We start from the raw sequence: 16,206 nt of genomic DNA, 5'->3' as shown, positions 1-16,206 counted from the left end.
ACAACGTCCGACCCTCAACCTCACCGCTCACAGCTACGCCGTTCACAGTCATCGAAATCTTCATCAGATTTTCCTCCCTGTAATACTCAGCTCAACCACCGATCAGGCGCTTGAGCCATCCTTTCTTCTCTTCGGTTTGCGCGTCAGCTTGAGCAGGCTCAGGCGTGGCCGCGGGTCGCGGCGCAGCGTCTGCTGTTTCGAACTGAGGCTCTTCTTCAACCACATTCTGGAAGTTCTCAAAGAACTGGTCGGCCATTTTCTTGGCCACGCCGTCGATGACCCGCCCACCTAACTGGGCAAGCTTTCCACCCACACGCGCATCGACATTGTAAGATAGCAACGTGCCTTCCGGAACGTCGGACAGAGTGACGTCTGCGGCGCCCTTGGCAAAACCGGCGGCCCCCCCTTTGCCTTCACCCGACAACTTGACGCTTTCCTGATTGACCATGTCAGACAGGGTCACTTCACCCTTGAAAGTCGCCTTTACCGGGCCGACTTTCTGTACCACCGTAGCGGCAAAGCCATCCTCTGCCGTTCCCGACATTTCTTTGCAGCCGGGGACACATTCTTTCAGAACATCGGCTGACAACAAAGATTCCCAGACCTTGGAACGTGGTGCCGCGATGACGCGACTGTCATGAAGTTCCATGTCATTCCCTCCAGTATTTTTCGTTAAGTTAAGCGGTGATCCACTTGGTGCCTATAAGACCTTGGGTGTAGTCACCGAAGTTTCGGTGACGAATGCGTCAGGCCGTGCGCCGCAAAAATCTGCTCGATCCGGCCATCCTGAAGCGCCGCATAAATCGCGTCATCCACTGCGTAGCTGAGACCGCGATAAGCGAAGTGAACTGCCACGCCGCTGGTCCAGGTGCTGACCGCAAAGCCGGGCAGGGGCGGGGTGTGAACATCCAATTCGGGTGTCAAACCAGCCTCAAGCTGGGCGCGTGGTCCCATGGACGCCATGGTTTCGCCTGCTGCCAATGCCTCCATCGCAAGCCCTGCTGTTGGAAAGCGGCGCACATTTTGCGCAAGCTGACCGCCCGGAAAGGCCGACAGATAGAAATCGGCAATCGAGTCATTTTCGACCGCGACTGTGTCAAAACGGAAATAGGCAGGGACCGGCGGGTCATCAGGATACGCATCCTTGCGATAGGCGATGGCTATTTCTTCGTCGTGATACTGACCGGTGAACACAACCTGTTCCACGCGGCAGGCAAATTCGCTGTCGTAAGGAATGTGCAGCATCACATTAGCCACGCGCCCGTTGATCAGGGGACCTTTCCAGATCCAGTTGCGTAGATCGGCCTCAAGGTTTTCCCCGGCGGCGACTAGATTGAACCTGGCCTCGACCCCCAAGTCATCGGCAATCAGTTTGCCGATATCAATATCAACGCCCTGTATCTGGCCGTCTTTCTCAAAGGACCAAGGCGCAAAGTCTTCGTAAGCTGCGAACTCGATATATCCGCGCTCGACAATCGTATCGAGATCGGCCCCGACAATGTCCCGGCTTGCATTCTGAGGTTTAGGTTGGGGCACATGATCTTCACACCTGGCCGATAACGTTCCGGCGGAAAGGGTTGCGGCCAACAGGGAGAAAACGAAAAGGTGTTTGATCATGTGCCCACTTTGCTGCGCTATTGCGCGGCAGACAATCCGATAGTCAATTGTTCGGCAGCTTCGGCAAAATCCGGGTTTTCGCCCGAAATCAGAACCGCAGCCCGCAAAGCGACGCTGTCAGCGACCGGAGCACCCGAACCCGTTTCGATCGTTTCAGCGATCTCATTGAGTTCGGACTTCAACGCCTCTGCGTCGCCTTCTCCGCCACCTGCCATATTGGTGAGAGTGTCGCGGATTTCCTTCAGGCGCTCGGCGTGATCTTCCAGCGCGCCGTCGTCGGGGCGCGTTTCAATATAAGTCCGTATGGCCCAGGCTGCTTTCTGCCCCAGTAGTTCACCGAACGCGGGCATCTTTGTGATCCCGTTTTGGGTGTAACCGTCGCGGAAGCGTTCGACGTACCATTCGTCACCGTATTCTTCGGCCTCCAGATAGCGCAGATCAGGGGCCAGACCGCCGGAAACCACTCCAAGACCGTGACAGCGCGCACAGTTCTGATTGTATCCGGAATCACCGATTTCGATCGCCGCTTGCCACACCTCTTCTCCCTTGTCGCGGTAAGGGTTTTCGATCAGCCATTCGTCACCCACCTCGGGCAGGGCGTCGGTGTTGACGGGTTGCGGGGCGACATCGCCATGAGCCAGTGCCATGCCCCCAGCGGCGACGGCGCCCAGAACGGCACTAAAGAAAACTAGACGCATCCTATCCTCCTTTACGATGCTTTTCCCGGTCATAGCGCAGCGGGAATCAGCGGGAAATTCGACCTTGGTTGCAGATCAGGCCAATGTTGCGACTAAGGTCCAATGGTACCGAGGCAAATCGGCGTTTTTTATTTGAACTGCCTGGGAGGAGGAGGGTAATGAAGACTTGTCTGAGTGTTGTCGCGGCATTGATAATGTTGCCGGGCGCGGTTTTGGCCGAGATTGCAATCTCGGTTACTTACCTGCAGCTTCAAGTTCCGCGCCCGCCGGTTTTGTCGAACCTCGACCCGCTGCCTGACGATCTGGGTATGGCCGGTGCTGAACTGGGCTTGGCTGACAATCTGACAACAGCGAAGTTTCTCGGCCATAAGTATGAACTTACAGTCGTGGCCGTGCCTGAAGGCGAAGACTGGCTGGGTGCCGCGCGGACTGCACTGAATGAAACACCTTTTGTGATTCTGGATGCGCCTGCGCAGGCGCAAATGGACGTCGCGGATTTGCCCGAAGCGTCATCGGCCATATTATTCAACGCTTCTGCACCGGATGTGTTGATCAGAGAGGAGGAGTGCCGCGCAAATCTATTGCACACGCTGCCTTCTGACGTGATGCGAACCGATGCATTGGCGCAATTTCTGGTAAAGCGCCGATGGGACGATCTGGCTTTGATTACAGGTGAACATCCTGGTGATCTGGACTTTGCGGCCGCTTTAAAGCGATCATTGCAGAAGTTCCGCCTTGAGCTGAAGGCGGAAAAAACGTGGGCTTTTGATGCCGACCTTCGGCGTAATGCGTCGCAAGAAGTGCCCCTGTTTACGCAGGATTTCGGTGATTATGACGTATTGCTGGTTGCCGATGAGCTGAACGATTTTGGCCGTTATATTCCGTTCAACACGTGGGAACCCAGACCAGTTGCCGGTTCCGAAGGGCTGAAGCCAGTGACGTGGTCACGCGTGGTCGAGCAATGGGGCGCGGTCCAGATGCAGAACAGATTTGTTGATCAATCGGGACGGTCAATGATGCCCGAGGACTATGCCGCATGGGCGGCGTTCCGGTCCCTGGGAGAGGCGATAACGCGTACCAACTCGGCTGATCCCGCTGTTTTGCGGTCATATTTGTTGTCGGATGACTTTGAATTGGCGGGTTTCAAGGGACGCCCGATGAACTTTCGGGCATGGAATGGTCAGTTGCGCCAACCCATCCCCCTGGTGACGGATCGCGCCGTGGTTGCAATGGCGCCGCTCGAGGGGTTCCTTCACCAGCGCACCGAACTAGACACGCTGGGAATCGATCAAGGCGAAAGCCAGTGCCAGGCGTTTAAGGGGTAACTTCTATGAGACTGACTGCAATTGCCGCCGCACTAACCATCTGCACCCCTGTTGCAGCGGATGAGATCTGGATCAGCAACGAGAAGGACGACACGCTCAGTGTTATTGATATCGACACGCTTGAGGTAATTCGCACCATCGAAACCGGAGAGCGTCCGCGGGGGATTACGTTCTCCAAGGATTTTTCGGTTTTGTACATCTGCGCCTCTGACAGTGATGCAGTACAGGTCATGGACCCGGAAACCGGTGAAATATTGCATGACCTGCCCTCGGGTGAGGACCCGGAACAGTTTGTACTGCATCCGAACGACCGTCATCTTTACATTGCAAACGAAGATGACGCGATTACAACGGTTGTCGATACGGAATCCCGTGAGGTCATTGCACAGATTGATGTAGGGATTGAGCCCGAAGGAATGGCAGTGTCACCGGACGGGAAAGTCGCAATTACCACCTCGGAAACGACCAATATGGCCCATTGGATCGACACCGATACGCAGGAGCTTTTCGCCAACACATTGGTTGATTCACGCCCCCGCCACGCGGAATTCGTCAAGGACGGAACCGAGCTGTGGGTGAGTTCAGAGATTGGTGGCACTATCACCGTGTTTGACGTCGAAACCCAAACCGAAAAAGCCAAGATCGAATTCGAGGTTGAAGGTGTCCACCCGGACCGCGTTCAACCCGTGGGGTTTGAATTGTCCGAAGGTGATGAAACGGCCTTTGTCGCGCTGGGGCCGTCAAACCATGTCGCGGCTGTTAATGCCGAAACTTATGAAGTCGAGGATTACATCCTTGTCGGCCGCCGTGTCTGGCACATGGACTTCAATGCCGACAAGTCGCTGCTGTTCACAACGAATGGTGTGTCAGGGGATGTAACAGTGATCGATGTCGCCAAGCGCGAGCCTGTCAAAACGATCAAGGTTGGTCGGTTCCCCTGGGGCGCTGCTTTCCGCCCAACCAACTGAACAATTGTAGGAGAAATTGAAATGAAGCGACTGGTACATGTGGCAGCCCTGCTTGCTTTGGCGTTGCCGACAACAGCCTTGGCCGACGACGAAGATGACGATAACGGCTTTGGTCTTGCCGGTTTGCTTTCGGCAAAGAACAAGGAAGACCTGCCACCAATTATCTTGTCGGCCGGGGAACCTTTGGCAGACGCCCCTTGGGAGCTGAAATCAGGCACCTATTACGAGTTTGAAATTCAAGGCGACGGCAGTCAGGAACTGGCTATTGTCGGGCCCGAGTTCTTTCGGGCAATCTGGGTCGACGAAATCGTGGTCGAGGGGCTTGAGATCCGACCGTTGGGTGTTGATTCAATCGAGTTTGACGAAGCCGGTGAGATGGAAATAGGTTTTGTCGCCATCAAACCTGGCAGCTACTATCTGAAAGTGCCGGGCAGTACCGGCGAAACACAGAGGTTGGAGATTACCATTAAGTGACGGGGCTTTCGGTCCGAAATGTCAGCTACGCCTATGGCGAAAAACGCGCTTTGGATGATGTGAGCTTTCACGTTCCCCCAGGCGCGTTTTGTGCGTTACTGGGGCCAAACGGTGCTGGGAAATCAACCTTGTTTTCCCTTTTGACGCGTTTGATGACCACAAGTGGCGGGATGATCGAGATTGCGGGTTTCGACATTTCGAAACACCCGCGTCAAGCTTTGGCTCAGGTTGGTGTAGTCTTTCAGCAGCCCACTCTGGATTTGGATCTGACCGTCCGCCGAAACCTCAGCTATTTTGCGGCTCTTCATGGGTTATCAGGCCGAGAAGCCGAAAGCCGTATCGAAGCCGCGTTAGAGCGACTGGACATGGCAGAACGCATTGGGGAACGTGCGCGCGATCTTAACGGGGGGCACCGCCGAAGGCTGGAAATCGCCCGGTGCCTGATCCATGCGCCATCCGTTTTGTTGCTGGACGAGCCAACTGTCGGGTTGGATGCTGCCGCCCGAACCGCTATCACCAAACACGTTCATGACCTGTCCGCGCAGGAAGGCATGACCGTATTATGGGCCACGCATCTGACAGATGAGATTTCCCCGGATGATCAGGTCGCCATCCTTCACAAAGGACGCCTTTTGCAACAGGGTTCAAGCCAAGAAATTACGAATGGCGCGCCTTTGAAGGACGTTTTCTTGTCGATGACTGGGGCCGTGGCATGAAGGCTGGCTTGATCGCACTTTGGGCAATCCTTTTGCGCGAGGCCTTGCGTTTTGTTCGACAGCGCAGCCGGTTCATCGCAGCATTGATACGCCCATTGGTCTGGCTGATTGTTTTTGCCGCCGGGTTTCGCGCGGCTTTGGGGCTTTCGATCACGCCGCCGTATCAGACCTACATCACCTACGAGATTTACATCGTGCCGGGTTTGTGCGGGATGATCCTGCTGTTCAACGGGATGCAAAGCTCTCTGAGTCTTGTTTACGACCGCGAAACGGGTTCGATGCGTTTGCTTTTGACCAGCCCGTTGCCGCGATGGTGGTTGTTGTTCTGCCGGTTGCTTGCCAGCACGACGATTTCGATCTTGCAGGTCTATACTTTTCTGGCGGTGGCCGCGATCTATGGAATCGACATGCCGTGGAATGGATACATCTATGCCTTTCCGGCTTTGATTGTCGGAGGGCTGATGCTGGGTGCCCTTGGGTTGGCCCTATCTTCGGCAATCCGGCAGCTTGAGAATTTTGCGGGGGTGATGAACTTTGTCATCTTTCCGATGTTTTTCCTGTCTTCCGCTCTCTATCCGCTATGGAAAATGGCTGAAAGTTCAGCTTTGCTTAGGGATATCTGTGCCCTCAACCCTTTCACCCATGCCGTTGAACTGATCAGATTTGCGCTTTACGGACAATTCAATGCCACCGCATTTGCCTGGACTGTACTTGCTGGGCTTGTGTTTCTGGGTCTGGCGCTGTGGGGCTATGACCCATCTCGCGGAATGAAGCGCAAGGCTGGCTGACGTTTTCTACGACCACAACACAAGTGAAATGACCTTTGGGATGCGCTATAATGCCCGGCAATCGGAGGGTTCTGTCATGATCCGTATCGCAACTGCTTTGCTGTTTCTGGGCGCGGCCGCCTCGGCCCAGACGGTCGAGGATGAGTTCGGCACGCTAAACCCGCAGGACACGGGCTTTGGTCGGGTCATGAGTAATATTGACAGTGGCGTCACCGATATGACGACCTGCGCAACCGGCTATTACATCACCAAATCCGGCCGTCACGAGATGGCGCGCAAGCTGTTCGAAAGCTGCGCTAATGCCGGGTATACCAGCGCGATGACTTGGATGGGGCAGTTGGACAATAACGGGCTGGGTGGCCCTTACGACCCGGACGCTGCGGCAGCTTGGGACAAACGAGCCGCTGACTTGGGCGATCCCGTTGGCAAGTTCAACTACGGGCTGAATCTTTTGCGGGGTCACGGTGTCGCAAAAAACCCCGAATTGGGCCGCGCTTACGTGGATGAGGCTGCGGAAGACGGTTTGAAAATAGCGAAGCGCCTTCAGAATTCGGGCTATGATCCGAACGAAGTTACCCCCGACGCAGACGAGTGGAAATACGCACCGCTATTCTAAGTATGTTTTTGTTTAATATATTGAATTTAAAGAAAACACAGAAATGTAACCCCGGAGAGGCCTGATTCAAGCTTTTCCAGATAGACATTTGCCCCATGAGAAAAGTTTTGAGCCTGTTGAAATCCACAAAACGCGCCCTACGACCATTGTGCAATTTCACCAAAGCGCCTGCCCGAGAATAATACCTTCGCCAGCAATCCCGATTTGTCGGAGATTCGGCGCTGAGGAAAGACATAAGTCTAGGGAGGACACCGATGAACCGGTTTATCATGGCCGCCGCCGCAAGCATTATGGCAACCGGCGCAGCCTATGCAGAAGTTACCGAAGACGATCTGGCCAATGATCAAACGATCACCACTCAGGTTGTAACCAACGGCATGGGCCGTCATTTGCAGCGTTACAGCCCGCTGGACACCTTGAACAAGGATAACGTCAAGAACCTGCTTCCGGCCTGGGCCTTCAGCCTCGGCGGCGAAAAGCAGCGCGGCCAAGAGACACAGCCGCTGATCTATGACGGGATGATGTATATCACCGGGTCATACTCGCGCCTTTATGCGATTGATCTGCAGACCGGCAAAGAGGTCTGGCAATACGACGCCCGCCTGCCCGAAGGCATTCTGCCCTGCTGCGACGTGGTCAACCGGGGTGCTGCCATCTATGGCGACAAGGTCATTTTCGGCACGCTGGACGCGCGGATTGTGGCGCTGAACAAAGACACGGGCGATGTGGTCTGGCGCGACAAGATCGCAGACTACAAAGCGGGCTATTCCTATACGGCGGCTCCGCTGATCGTGGACGGGCTGGTCATCACCGGCAACTCGGGCGGTGAGTTCGGCATTGTCGGCGCGGTTCAGGCGCGGGACGTGAACACAGGCGACCTGGTCTGGGAGCGCCCCGTGATCGAAGGCCATATGGGCACGCTGAACGGCGAAGAAAGCACCATGACCGGTGAGCTGAACGCGACATGGCCCGGCGACATGTGGAAGACCGGTGGCGGCGCGACCTGGCTGGGCGGCTCTTACGACGCTGACACCGATACGCTGGTCTTTGGCGCGGGCAACCCGGCCCCGTGGAATAGCTGGCTGCGCGACGCGGGCACCCCGACCGAAGGCAACAAGGGTGACAACCTCTATGCTGCCAGCCGCATCGGCATCGACCCGAAGACCGGCGACATCAAATGGCATTTCCAGACCACCCCGCGTGAGGGTTGGGACTATGACGGCGTGAACGAGGTCGTCGCCTATACAGACCGTGAGGGGAACAAGCGCTATGCCACCGCTGACCGGAACGGGTATTTCTATGTCCTGAACCGTGAAGACGGCGCTTTTGTTTCGGCCACGCCATTCGTCAAGGACATCACCTGGTCAACGGGCGTGGATGAAACCGGCCGTCCGATCTTTGTCGAAGAAAACCGCCCCGGTGATCCTGCCTCGGCTGCGGACGGCAAGAAGGGTGAGGTGATCTTTGCCTCGCCATCCTTCCTGGGCGGCAAGAACTGGATGCCGATGGCGTTCTCGCAGAATACCGGCAATTTCTATGTGCCTTCGAACGAATGGGGCATGGATATCTGGAACGAGCCGATCACCTACAAGAAAGGCGCTGCCTATCTGGGTGCGGGTTTTACCATCAAGCCGAACTATGAAGATCACATCGGCTCGCTCAAGGCGATCGACCCCGATACCGGCGAGTGGAAGTGGGAATACAAGAACGACGCTCCGCTGTGGTCTGGTGTGATGACCACTGCTGGCGGGCTTGTGTTCTTCGGCACCCCAGAAGGCGAGTTCATTGCGCTGGATGACGAAACCGGCGAGAAGCTGTGGTCGTTCCAGACTGGGTCCGGCATCGTTGGCCAGCCAGTGACTTGGGAACAGGACGGAGAGCAGTATGTCTCGATCATTTCCGGTTGGGGCGGCGCGGTTCCACTGTGGGGCGGCGAGGTGGCCAAGAAGGTCAACTATCTGAACCAGGGTGGTACCTTGTGGACCTTCAAACTGCCTAAAGAACTGGCGTCGGCGAACTGATCCGAAACCAGATGTATTCTGAACGCGCGCCTGATCCGGGCGCGCGTTTTTTTATTACGACCTTCCGCCAGTAGGCGACCTTCCTTTCAGTTGCTAGGATTTGCTAAATTGGGTCAACTTTTTGCAAAGGCCATTTCCTATGCTTGCAAATACCGCTGGACAGAGTGATTTCGAAATCGTTTTGATCATCGATGATCACCCTTTGTTTTGCGATGCACTCTCGATGACATTGCAAAGCGTCGCACATATCGGTGAAGTGCATACAGCCGACCGGCTTGAACAAGCTTTGGAGCTTGTCAAAGGTGGATTAAAGCCGGATGCGGTTTTGCTTGACTTGAACTTGCCAGATGTTGACGGGTTAGACGGCTTAATTCGTCTAAAGGCGGTGGCGAATGCGCCTGTAATCGTCGTATCGTCAATGACCGACAACAGAGTGATCAGCCAAGTGATTCACGCCGGCGCGTCGGGTTACGTTCCGAAACACAGCCAGCGGGATGTCTTCCGCACCGCGTTCGAAACCGTGCACGCAGGTAGTGTGTTTCTGCCCGAAGGATGTGTGCTGATCAATCCGGACGACGAGAATGAACAAAGCGACGCCGTTGGTCGTCTGGCTACGTTAACCAATCAGCAATCGCGTATCCTTCAACTGATCTGTGAGGGTAAGTTGAACAAGCAGATTGCCTATGACCTTTCCATAGCTGAAACGACCGTCAAGGCGCATGTTACTGCAATCATGCGGAAATTGGGTGTTCAAAGCCGAACCCAGGCGGTTCTGATTGCCAAGAAAGCGTCTTTTGCCAGCGTCTTGCAAGAGCAGGGCTAACTTAATATCTTCAAATCTCGTCGTGCTTTAGGGAGGAGGCCCGATGGATCAAGCAGTCGGGTGGGCCGAGACCCATACCCGTGAGCCAGGCATCGTGAAGACGGCATTTGCGCACTATGATGCGGATGATGCGATTACTAAGCTTGCGTCTGCGCTCGGGGGAAGCGAGCACGCGCTTGTTGTTCTGTTTGTGACTTCAAAAGCAGATGCAGCGTCCGTAATCGCCGAAGCTGCTTCGGCCTTTGCGCCTGCGCCTGTGATCGGTTGCACGACTGCAGGCGAGTTGGCCGGGCAGGGCTATACGGAAGAACAGATTGTTGCGATTGGCTTGCCTGCGTCTCATTTCGCGGTTCGAACGATCCTGGTGCCGGATCTCAACGATTTTTCCGCTCAGGACATCATTCATGAGATGATCCGAAACAGAAATGAGATGACGGAAGCAGACCCCGACTGGCATCACGAATTCACATTTTTGCTGATCGACGGATTATCGACCAAGGAAGATGCCCTGACCTCTGAGTTGGCTGTGGGTTTGGGGCCGGTGCCGTTGTTTGGCGGGTCGGCCGGGGATGGGACGCAATTTGGTAACACATTCGTTCTGCAGGACGGCCTTGCGTATGAAAACGCGGCTGTTCTGACCCAGGTGCGGACAAGCTGTCCGATCAAGGTATTCAAGACGGATCACCTTGTGCCCACGTCACAGCGCATGGTGGTCACCGATGCGGACCCTGCCAATCGGATCGTTCGTGAAATCAACGCGGAACCGGCTGCCCGTGAATATGCAAGAATATTGGGAAAAGACCCTGAGCAGTTGAATACTTTTACGTTCGCCGCACATCCCGTTGTTGTTCAGATTGGCGGCCAGCATCATGTGCGCGCCATTCAGCGCGTTGATGAAAACGGTGATCTCGTGTTCTTTTCAGCGATCGATGAGGGGCTTGTTCTGACGATGGCCGAGCCTATGAATATGGCAACCCATCTCGAGCAGGAGCTTGCGGCCTTGACGCAACAAGAACAGCCCGATGCGATACTTGGGTGTGACTGCCTTCTGCGCAGGCTTGAGGCGCAGGAAAAACAGATGACGGGCAATTTGTCCAAAATTCTGTCTGATAATCGTGTGGTCGGGTTTTCCACCTATGGCGAACAATTCAATTCGATTCACGTAAACCAGACCCTGACCGGAGTGGCCATTTACCCCCCGGAAGATGCGCAGCATGATTGAAACCCTGATTAATCCTCAGGATCCGCTGGATCTTCAGAACGAAAAGCTTCTTAAGATAGCAGCCGCCTTGATGCGGCGGGTCGAGGAATCGACCGATGCTAGCGGCGCCGCCTACGCGCAGTTTCAGCGCGCTGCAACGCTTGAACAGGAAGTCCGGGCGCGTACGTTGGATTTGGAGCGCGCTCTGGAGTTGTTGAACGATTCCAATGCGCGGCTTGCGCAGGCTAACCAGGAAACCGAAGCCGCACGGGCCGATCTGGCCAATGCAATCGAAACCGTTCAGGAAGGGTTCGCGCTGTTCAACCTGGACGAGGAACTTGTTCTGTGTAACAGCCGTTTCGGTATGCATATGCCCGACATTCAGGGTCATTTGGTGCCTGGCCTTCATTTCACTCAGTATGTCGAACTGGCGAGCCAGTCCAAATTTCTGTCATTGCCCGAAGCGGTTTCGCCACAGGATTGGGCTCAGCGGCGCATGACGCGCCACGCCGATGACCACGTCGTCTTTAACGTACGCCTGAACGGCAACCGTTGGACGCAGATTTCCGAGCATCGGACGCCTGACGGTGGAACCGTTATCTTGCAGACCGACGTCACGGATATCATGCGGATTGAGCGGCAGGAGAGGGACCGGATACTGGACGACAAGGCCAGTCTGATCCGAGCAACGCTGGAGCATATTGATCAGGGCGTCTGTATATTTGACAGCAAGTTACGCCTGATCGGGTGGAACAACCGTGCCAGTGAATTGCTGGCAATACCCAACGCCCAGTTCCAGATGGGTGCGCAGTTCAAAACTCTGTTTGACCGGTTGAGTGCGACGATCAGATTCGCAGACGGAGTCAGCGCCACCGATCTTATGGCTTGGGTGAACCGCGAGACGGAACGACCACCCCTAAAATTCCAGATGCATTCGGGGCGTTTCAAAATCCTGTCCGTATTTGCGCAGGAAATGCCGGATCGTGGGTTTGTTATATCGTTCACGGATGTCACGGCGGAACACAGGTCAGCCCAAGCTTTATATGAAGCGAAGGAATTGCTTGAGCAGAGGGTCGCATCGCGAACCGAGGAACTTGCTGACGCCCTGAACGAAGCAGAGCGGGCGAATTCCTCAAAATCGCGGTTTGTCGCGGCGGCAAGCCATGACTTGTTGCAACCTTTGTCGGCAGCGAAGCTGTACGTCGCCACCCTTGGCAGCGGGTTGAGCGAAGATGACGCCCAGAACGTCGCCGCCAAAGCCGAAAGCGCGTTAAGCAGTGTGGAACATATCCTTGAGGCATTGCTTGATATCTCAAAGCTGGATTCCGGACGCGCCACGGTTCATTTGTCTACGCTTTCGGTCAACGACATTTTCTCACAGCTTGAAGACTCATTCAGACCTGTCGCTCAGGCCAAGGGGTTGGAGTTGCGCTTTGTGCATACCGATGCGCTTGTACGAAGTGACGCCAGCTATCTTCGACGCATTCTCCAGAACCTTCTGTCAAATGCTATCCGGTACACCGAGAAGGGGAGGGTTTTGGTTGGTGCGCGCCGTCGCAAGACATCAATTGCGATCGAGGTTTGGGACACGGGCATTGGTATTCCTACTGAACAGCGCGACATTGTCTTTCAGGAGTTTCAGCGACTGGACTCTGACGCGAGTGCCGCCGAAGGGATGGGGTTGGGCCTGGCCATAGTTGAAAGAGCCTGCGGATTGCTTAAACACCCGATCAAGTTGTCCTCGCAGGTCGGACAAGGCACCATTTTTTCGGTAGAGATTCCGCTTGCTACGTCAGAAAGCACTGCGCCGGATGCCTCGATCAATAAGCAGACAACGGACACCAGTACCCTGGCCAGCACCGTTACATTGCTGATCGAGAACGACGAGAATTTGCGCGGTGCCCTGACGATGACAATGGAGTCTTGGGGCGTCCAGGTCCTGGAATGTGCAAGCGAACAACAGGCTACCAACCTTCTGCGAGAGATCGGCATTTTACCGGACATAATCGTGGCGGACTATCAGTTGGATCACGACTTGAAGGGAACTGACGCCGTTCGTGCATTGATTAATGAGTTCGGAGATTTGCCTGCGTGTATTATCTCTGCAAACCGGTCAGCGGAATTGACGCAGGTGTGCAATGCAGAAGGGTATTCTTTGCTCCATAAGCCGATTGACGCGCTAAGCCTAAAGTCAGTTCTTGAAAGTGTGCGCGATACTTGAACCGCGTCTCCTTACATTGTGAGGATAGGTGCGTTGGCTGATGTTTTTGGGCATAATATGGGTTATGTTAAATAATTCCCGGCTACTCAGCTCACCGATACGTTTCCATAGGTTGACCCAAAAGGATTCATCTACCATCCTGATCTAACGTTGATTTCCGCGATGTGTCATTCTTAAAGTTGTTCTGATTAGGGTCCGCCACATGCCAAAAACCTCGCAGAAACAGTATTTGGTGGACACGCATCGCTCACGCGACCCGCAACAGACACTGGGTATTGTTAAGCCATACCTAAAGGAAATGGGGATCACTCGGATCGCTAATTTGACGGGGCTGGACAGGATCGGGCTTCCGACCGTGATGGTGTCGCGCCCGAACTCGCGCTCAGTCGCCGTTTCGCTGGGCAAGGGGCTGTCGCTGGAGGCTGCTCAAGCCTCTGGCGTAATGGAGGCTATCGAGGCCTGGCATGCCGAGCGTCTGCAATTGCCACAGCGTCTGGCGCGTTATTCCGATTTGTGCGCGGATGATCTTGTTGTGGATGTCGAACGCCTTCCGCGCGTCACCGGCGGGAAATTTGACCCAAACCGCAATATGTTATGGGTTCAGGGACAGGAGTTGAACGGCAAGCTCAACTGTTGGGTCCCCTTGGAAATGGTCGATACGGACTACACCGCACCACCCAGCGCCGGGCAAGGTGCGTTTCCGCGAACCACGAATGGGTTGGCGTCGGGCAACAACGTAACCGAAGCAACATGTCACGCGATTTGCGAATTGATCGAACGGGATGCGACAACTCTTTGGCACCACAAAACTGCGGAAAACCGACTGGATCACGAAACGATTGACGACAAACGCTGTAAAAGTGCCCTTGGAATGTTCACCGCTGCGGGCTTAAAGGTTGGAATATGGAATACGACATCAGATATTGGGATCGCCAGTTTCCGTTGTGTGATCTGTGAATCTGGTGCGCAGAATGGCCACATTGGGATTGGCGACGGGTGCCACCCAGACAGTTCCATCGCCCTTTTGCGCGCATTGACCGAGGCCGCGCAGACAAGGCTGACGCATATCTCGGGTGCAAGGGATGATCTGGACCCGGCTGAGTTCACGGATCAGGCCCAGTCGGATCGCAGCCAATATGTGCGGGACCTTATTGAACGCGCCGATCCAAGTCAGGCGTTCGCGGATTGTCCGTCCTATACCACCAGCTCATTTGACGAAGACCTCACGTTAATTCTTGGTCAACTGGGTTCTGTTGGCCTTTCACAAGCCGTCTGTGTTGACCTTTCGCGCCCTGAACTGGACATCGCTGTCGTTCGTGCTGTCGTGCCGGGGCTTGAGGCACCGCACGACGACCCAGACTATGTTCCTGGCGCAAGAGCCGTGGCTGCTATGAAAGACCGGGCATGAGTCTCGCCGTCTTCGTAGGCCCTACCCTGCCCCGTGATGCGCTGGATGAGTTTCCCGAGGTCAGAATACTGCCCCCTGTCCGGCAAGGCGACGTTTATCGGGTCGCCAAAGACCGCCCAAGTGCCATCGGTATCATTGATGGGTATTTTGAGGGCGTCCCCTCGGTCTGGCACAAGGAGATTCTTTGGGCGCTTGAACAAGGAATTCCGGTGTTTGGCAGCGCCAGCATGGGCGCTCTTAGGGCTGCCGAACTTGCTGACTTCGGGATGATCGGCGCTGGCCAGATTTTTGAGGACTATGTCGCAGGTGTTTTGCAGGATGATGACGAGGTCGCGGTTGTCCATAGCCCGGCAGAGCTTGGATACCAGTCCCTGAGTGTTCCAATGGTTTCGGTCCGTGCCACGGTTTCCCGGGCTGAAACCGTTGGGGTCATCGAACCTGAAACCGCCGCAAGAATCATAGATGCGGCCAAGTCCATCCATTACCGGGACCGCAATTGGCCTGATATCGAAAACGCGGTTACGGAACACGCCGGGACCGAAGATTTTTTCAAATGGCTGCCAAAGGGTCAGGTTGACGCCAAAGCGGAAGATGCCAGAGCCATGCTGAGAATGATGTCCGACTATCTAAGCGCGCCCCCCGCCCCGCAAACCTCAACCGTGCGTGCCGAACGGACATTGGTCTGGAAAACCCTGCGCAACCGTATTGATGCCGAAGCCACCGAAGGCGACGCGGTGATTGATGAACTACGCCTGACGCCAGAACTGTATTTCGATCTGCGCGCCCGCGCAGTTCTGAGACTGCTGGCGCAGGAAGAGGCCGATCGGATTGAACACAGCCCCGACCGTGAGGTTTTGCTGACGCACATGTCGGACCATCGCAACAACGCCGGGCTGTCCCGCAAGGCTGACTTGATGCAGTGGCTGCGCACCAACGACCTGAACCCGGAACTGTACGAAGCGATGCTAACCGGAGCTGCACAGATTGATGCGGTGACCGAAGCCCGTAGCACCCGGCTGAATGCCCCCCTGCTGACCGAGCTAAAACGCAGCGGGCGCTATGCGGATTTGCGTGACCGTGCCGATAAAAAGACCCAACTGGTCGCCCCCTCTGATCGCAAGATCAGTGCAGATCGGTTGCATATGCTGATCTGGTTTTTTGAAACAAACCTTGACCGCGATGTGCCAGATGATCTTGAATCCTACGCAGTTTCGCTTGGCTTGTCCGGGCGGGATGCTCTTTATGATTTGATAGAAGCAGAGTTTTTGTATTGCCATAGTGATACCGGATCAACGGCCTAAGACCGTTAAGGGGTCGTCGACCGGACACA

At 55.3% G+C, this 16,206-nt stretch carries 15 protein-coding genes; 12 read left to right on the top strand and 3 right to left on the bottom strand.

From position 1 onward, the window contains the following. Positions 1-91 precede the first annotated feature (91 nt). The 3 genes from GOX73_RS18045 to pedF all read right to left on the bottom strand — a co-directional run bounded on the left by GOX73_RS18045 (position 92) and on the right by pedF (position 2,315). Entirely contained in the window at positions 92-649 is a 558-nt protein-coding gene (locus GOX73_RS18045) for a CoxG family protein (protein ID WP_171126819.1), read from the bottom strand. Positions 650-720: 71 nt separating this feature from the next. Then, positions 721-1,617, bottom strand: coding sequence for an ABC transporter substrate-binding protein (locus GOX73_RS18040; protein WP_171135050.1), 897 nt, complete (start codon positions 1,615-1,617; stop codon positions 721-723). Between the two features lie 17 nt (positions 1,618-1,634). Beyond that, positions 1,635-2,315, bottom strand: a complete 681-nt coding sequence (gene pedF, locus GOX73_RS18035) for a cytochrome c-550 PedF (RefSeq protein WP_171126817.1) — start codon at positions 2,313-2,315, stop codon at positions 1,635-1,637. Positions 2,316-2,473: 158 nt separating this feature from the next. Here pedF and GOX73_RS18030 point away from each other — a divergent pair, with 158 nt between their 5' ends. The 12 genes from GOX73_RS18030 (at position 2,474) to GOX73_RS17975 (ending at position 16,177) form a co-directional block, all read left to right on the top strand. Further along, positions 2,474-3,640 (top strand): ABC transporter substrate-binding protein, encoded by a 1,167-nt coding sequence (locus tag GOX73_RS18030; RefSeq protein ID WP_171126816.1) that lies wholly within the window; start codon positions 2,474-2,476, stop codon positions 3,638-3,640. 5 nt (positions 3,641-3,645) lie between these two features. Then, the gene (locus GOX73_RS18025; RefSeq protein WP_171135049.1) at positions 3,646-4,608 is read left to right on the top strand and encodes a YVTN family beta-propeller repeat protein; all 963 of its coding nucleotides are present in this window, start codon (positions 3,646-3,648) and stop codon (positions 4,606-4,608) included. A 21-nt stretch (positions 4,609-4,629) separates the two neighbouring features. After that, entirely contained in the window at positions 4,630-5,082 is a 453-nt protein-coding gene (locus GOX73_RS18020; RefSeq protein WP_171126814.1) for a hypothetical protein, read from the top strand. After that, positions 5,079-5,798: an ABC transporter ATP-binding protein gene (locus tag GOX73_RS18015; protein WP_171126813.1), complete on the top strand. Its 720-nt coding sequence runs from the start codon at positions 5,079-5,081 to the stop codon at positions 5,796-5,798. The genes GOX73_RS18020 and GOX73_RS18015 overlap by 4 nt, the downstream gene beginning before the upstream one ends. Continuing rightward, a complete protein-coding gene (locus GOX73_RS18010; RefSeq protein ID WP_171126812.1) occupies positions 5,795-6,586 on the top strand; it encodes an ABC transporter permease in 792 nt (263 codons plus the stop codon). Before GOX73_RS18015 ends, GOX73_RS18010 begins: the two co-directional genes overlap by 4 nt. A 76-nt stretch (positions 6,587-6,662) precedes the next feature. Next, on the top strand, positions 6,663-7,202 hold the full coding sequence (locus GOX73_RS18005) for a sel1 repeat family protein (protein ID WP_171126811.1): 540 nt from the start codon (positions 6,663-6,665) through the stop codon (positions 7,200-7,202). Between the two features lie 254 nt (positions 7,203-7,456). Beyond that, positions 7,457-9,223 carry a PQQ-dependent methanol/ethanol family dehydrogenase gene (locus GOX73_RS18000; protein WP_171126810.1) on the top strand — a complete coding sequence of 589 codons (1,767 nt, stop codon included), beginning with the start codon at positions 7,457-7,459 and terminating at the stop codon, positions 9,221-9,223. Positions 9,224-9,362: 139 nt separating this feature from the next. Then, complete coding sequence (locus GOX73_RS17995; RefSeq protein WP_171126809.1) at positions 9,363-10,046, top strand: response regulator transcription factor; 684 nt, start codon at positions 9,363-9,365, stop codon at positions 10,044-10,046. Positions 10,047-10,089: 43 nt separating this feature from the next. Next, positions 10,090-11,268, top strand: coding sequence for an FIST N-terminal domain-containing protein (locus GOX73_RS17990; RefSeq protein WP_171135048.1), 1,179 nt, complete (start codon positions 10,090-10,092; stop codon positions 11,266-11,268). Continuing rightward, complete coding sequence (locus tag GOX73_RS17985; protein ID WP_171126807.1) at positions 11,261-13,468, top strand: PAS-domain containing protein; 2,208 nt, start codon at positions 11,261-11,263, stop codon at positions 13,466-13,468. The genes GOX73_RS17990 and GOX73_RS17985 overlap by 8 nt, the downstream gene beginning before the upstream one ends. Positions 13,469-13,670: 202 nt before the next feature. Beyond that, positions 13,671-14,876, top strand: a complete 1,206-nt coding sequence (locus GOX73_RS17980; protein ID WP_171126806.1) for a YcaO-like family protein — start codon at positions 13,671-13,673, stop codon at positions 14,874-14,876. Continuing rightward, positions 14,873-16,177, top strand: coding sequence for a TfuA-like protein (locus GOX73_RS17975; RefSeq protein ID WP_171126805.1), 1,305 nt, complete (start codon positions 14,873-14,875; stop codon positions 16,175-16,177). The genes GOX73_RS17980 and GOX73_RS17975 overlap by 4 nt, the downstream gene beginning before the upstream one ends. Positions 16,178-16,206: the final 29 nt, after the last annotated feature.

Origin of the sequence: Ruegeria sp. HKCCD7221 (assembly GCF_013031225.1) — a bacterium.
Taxonomy (GTDB): domain Bacteria; phylum Pseudomonadota; class Alphaproteobacteria; order Rhodobacterales; family Rhodobacteraceae; genus Ruegeria.
Note: the sequence above shows the minus strand (reverse complement) of the source record. Positions and strands in the feature narration are given on the sequence as shown.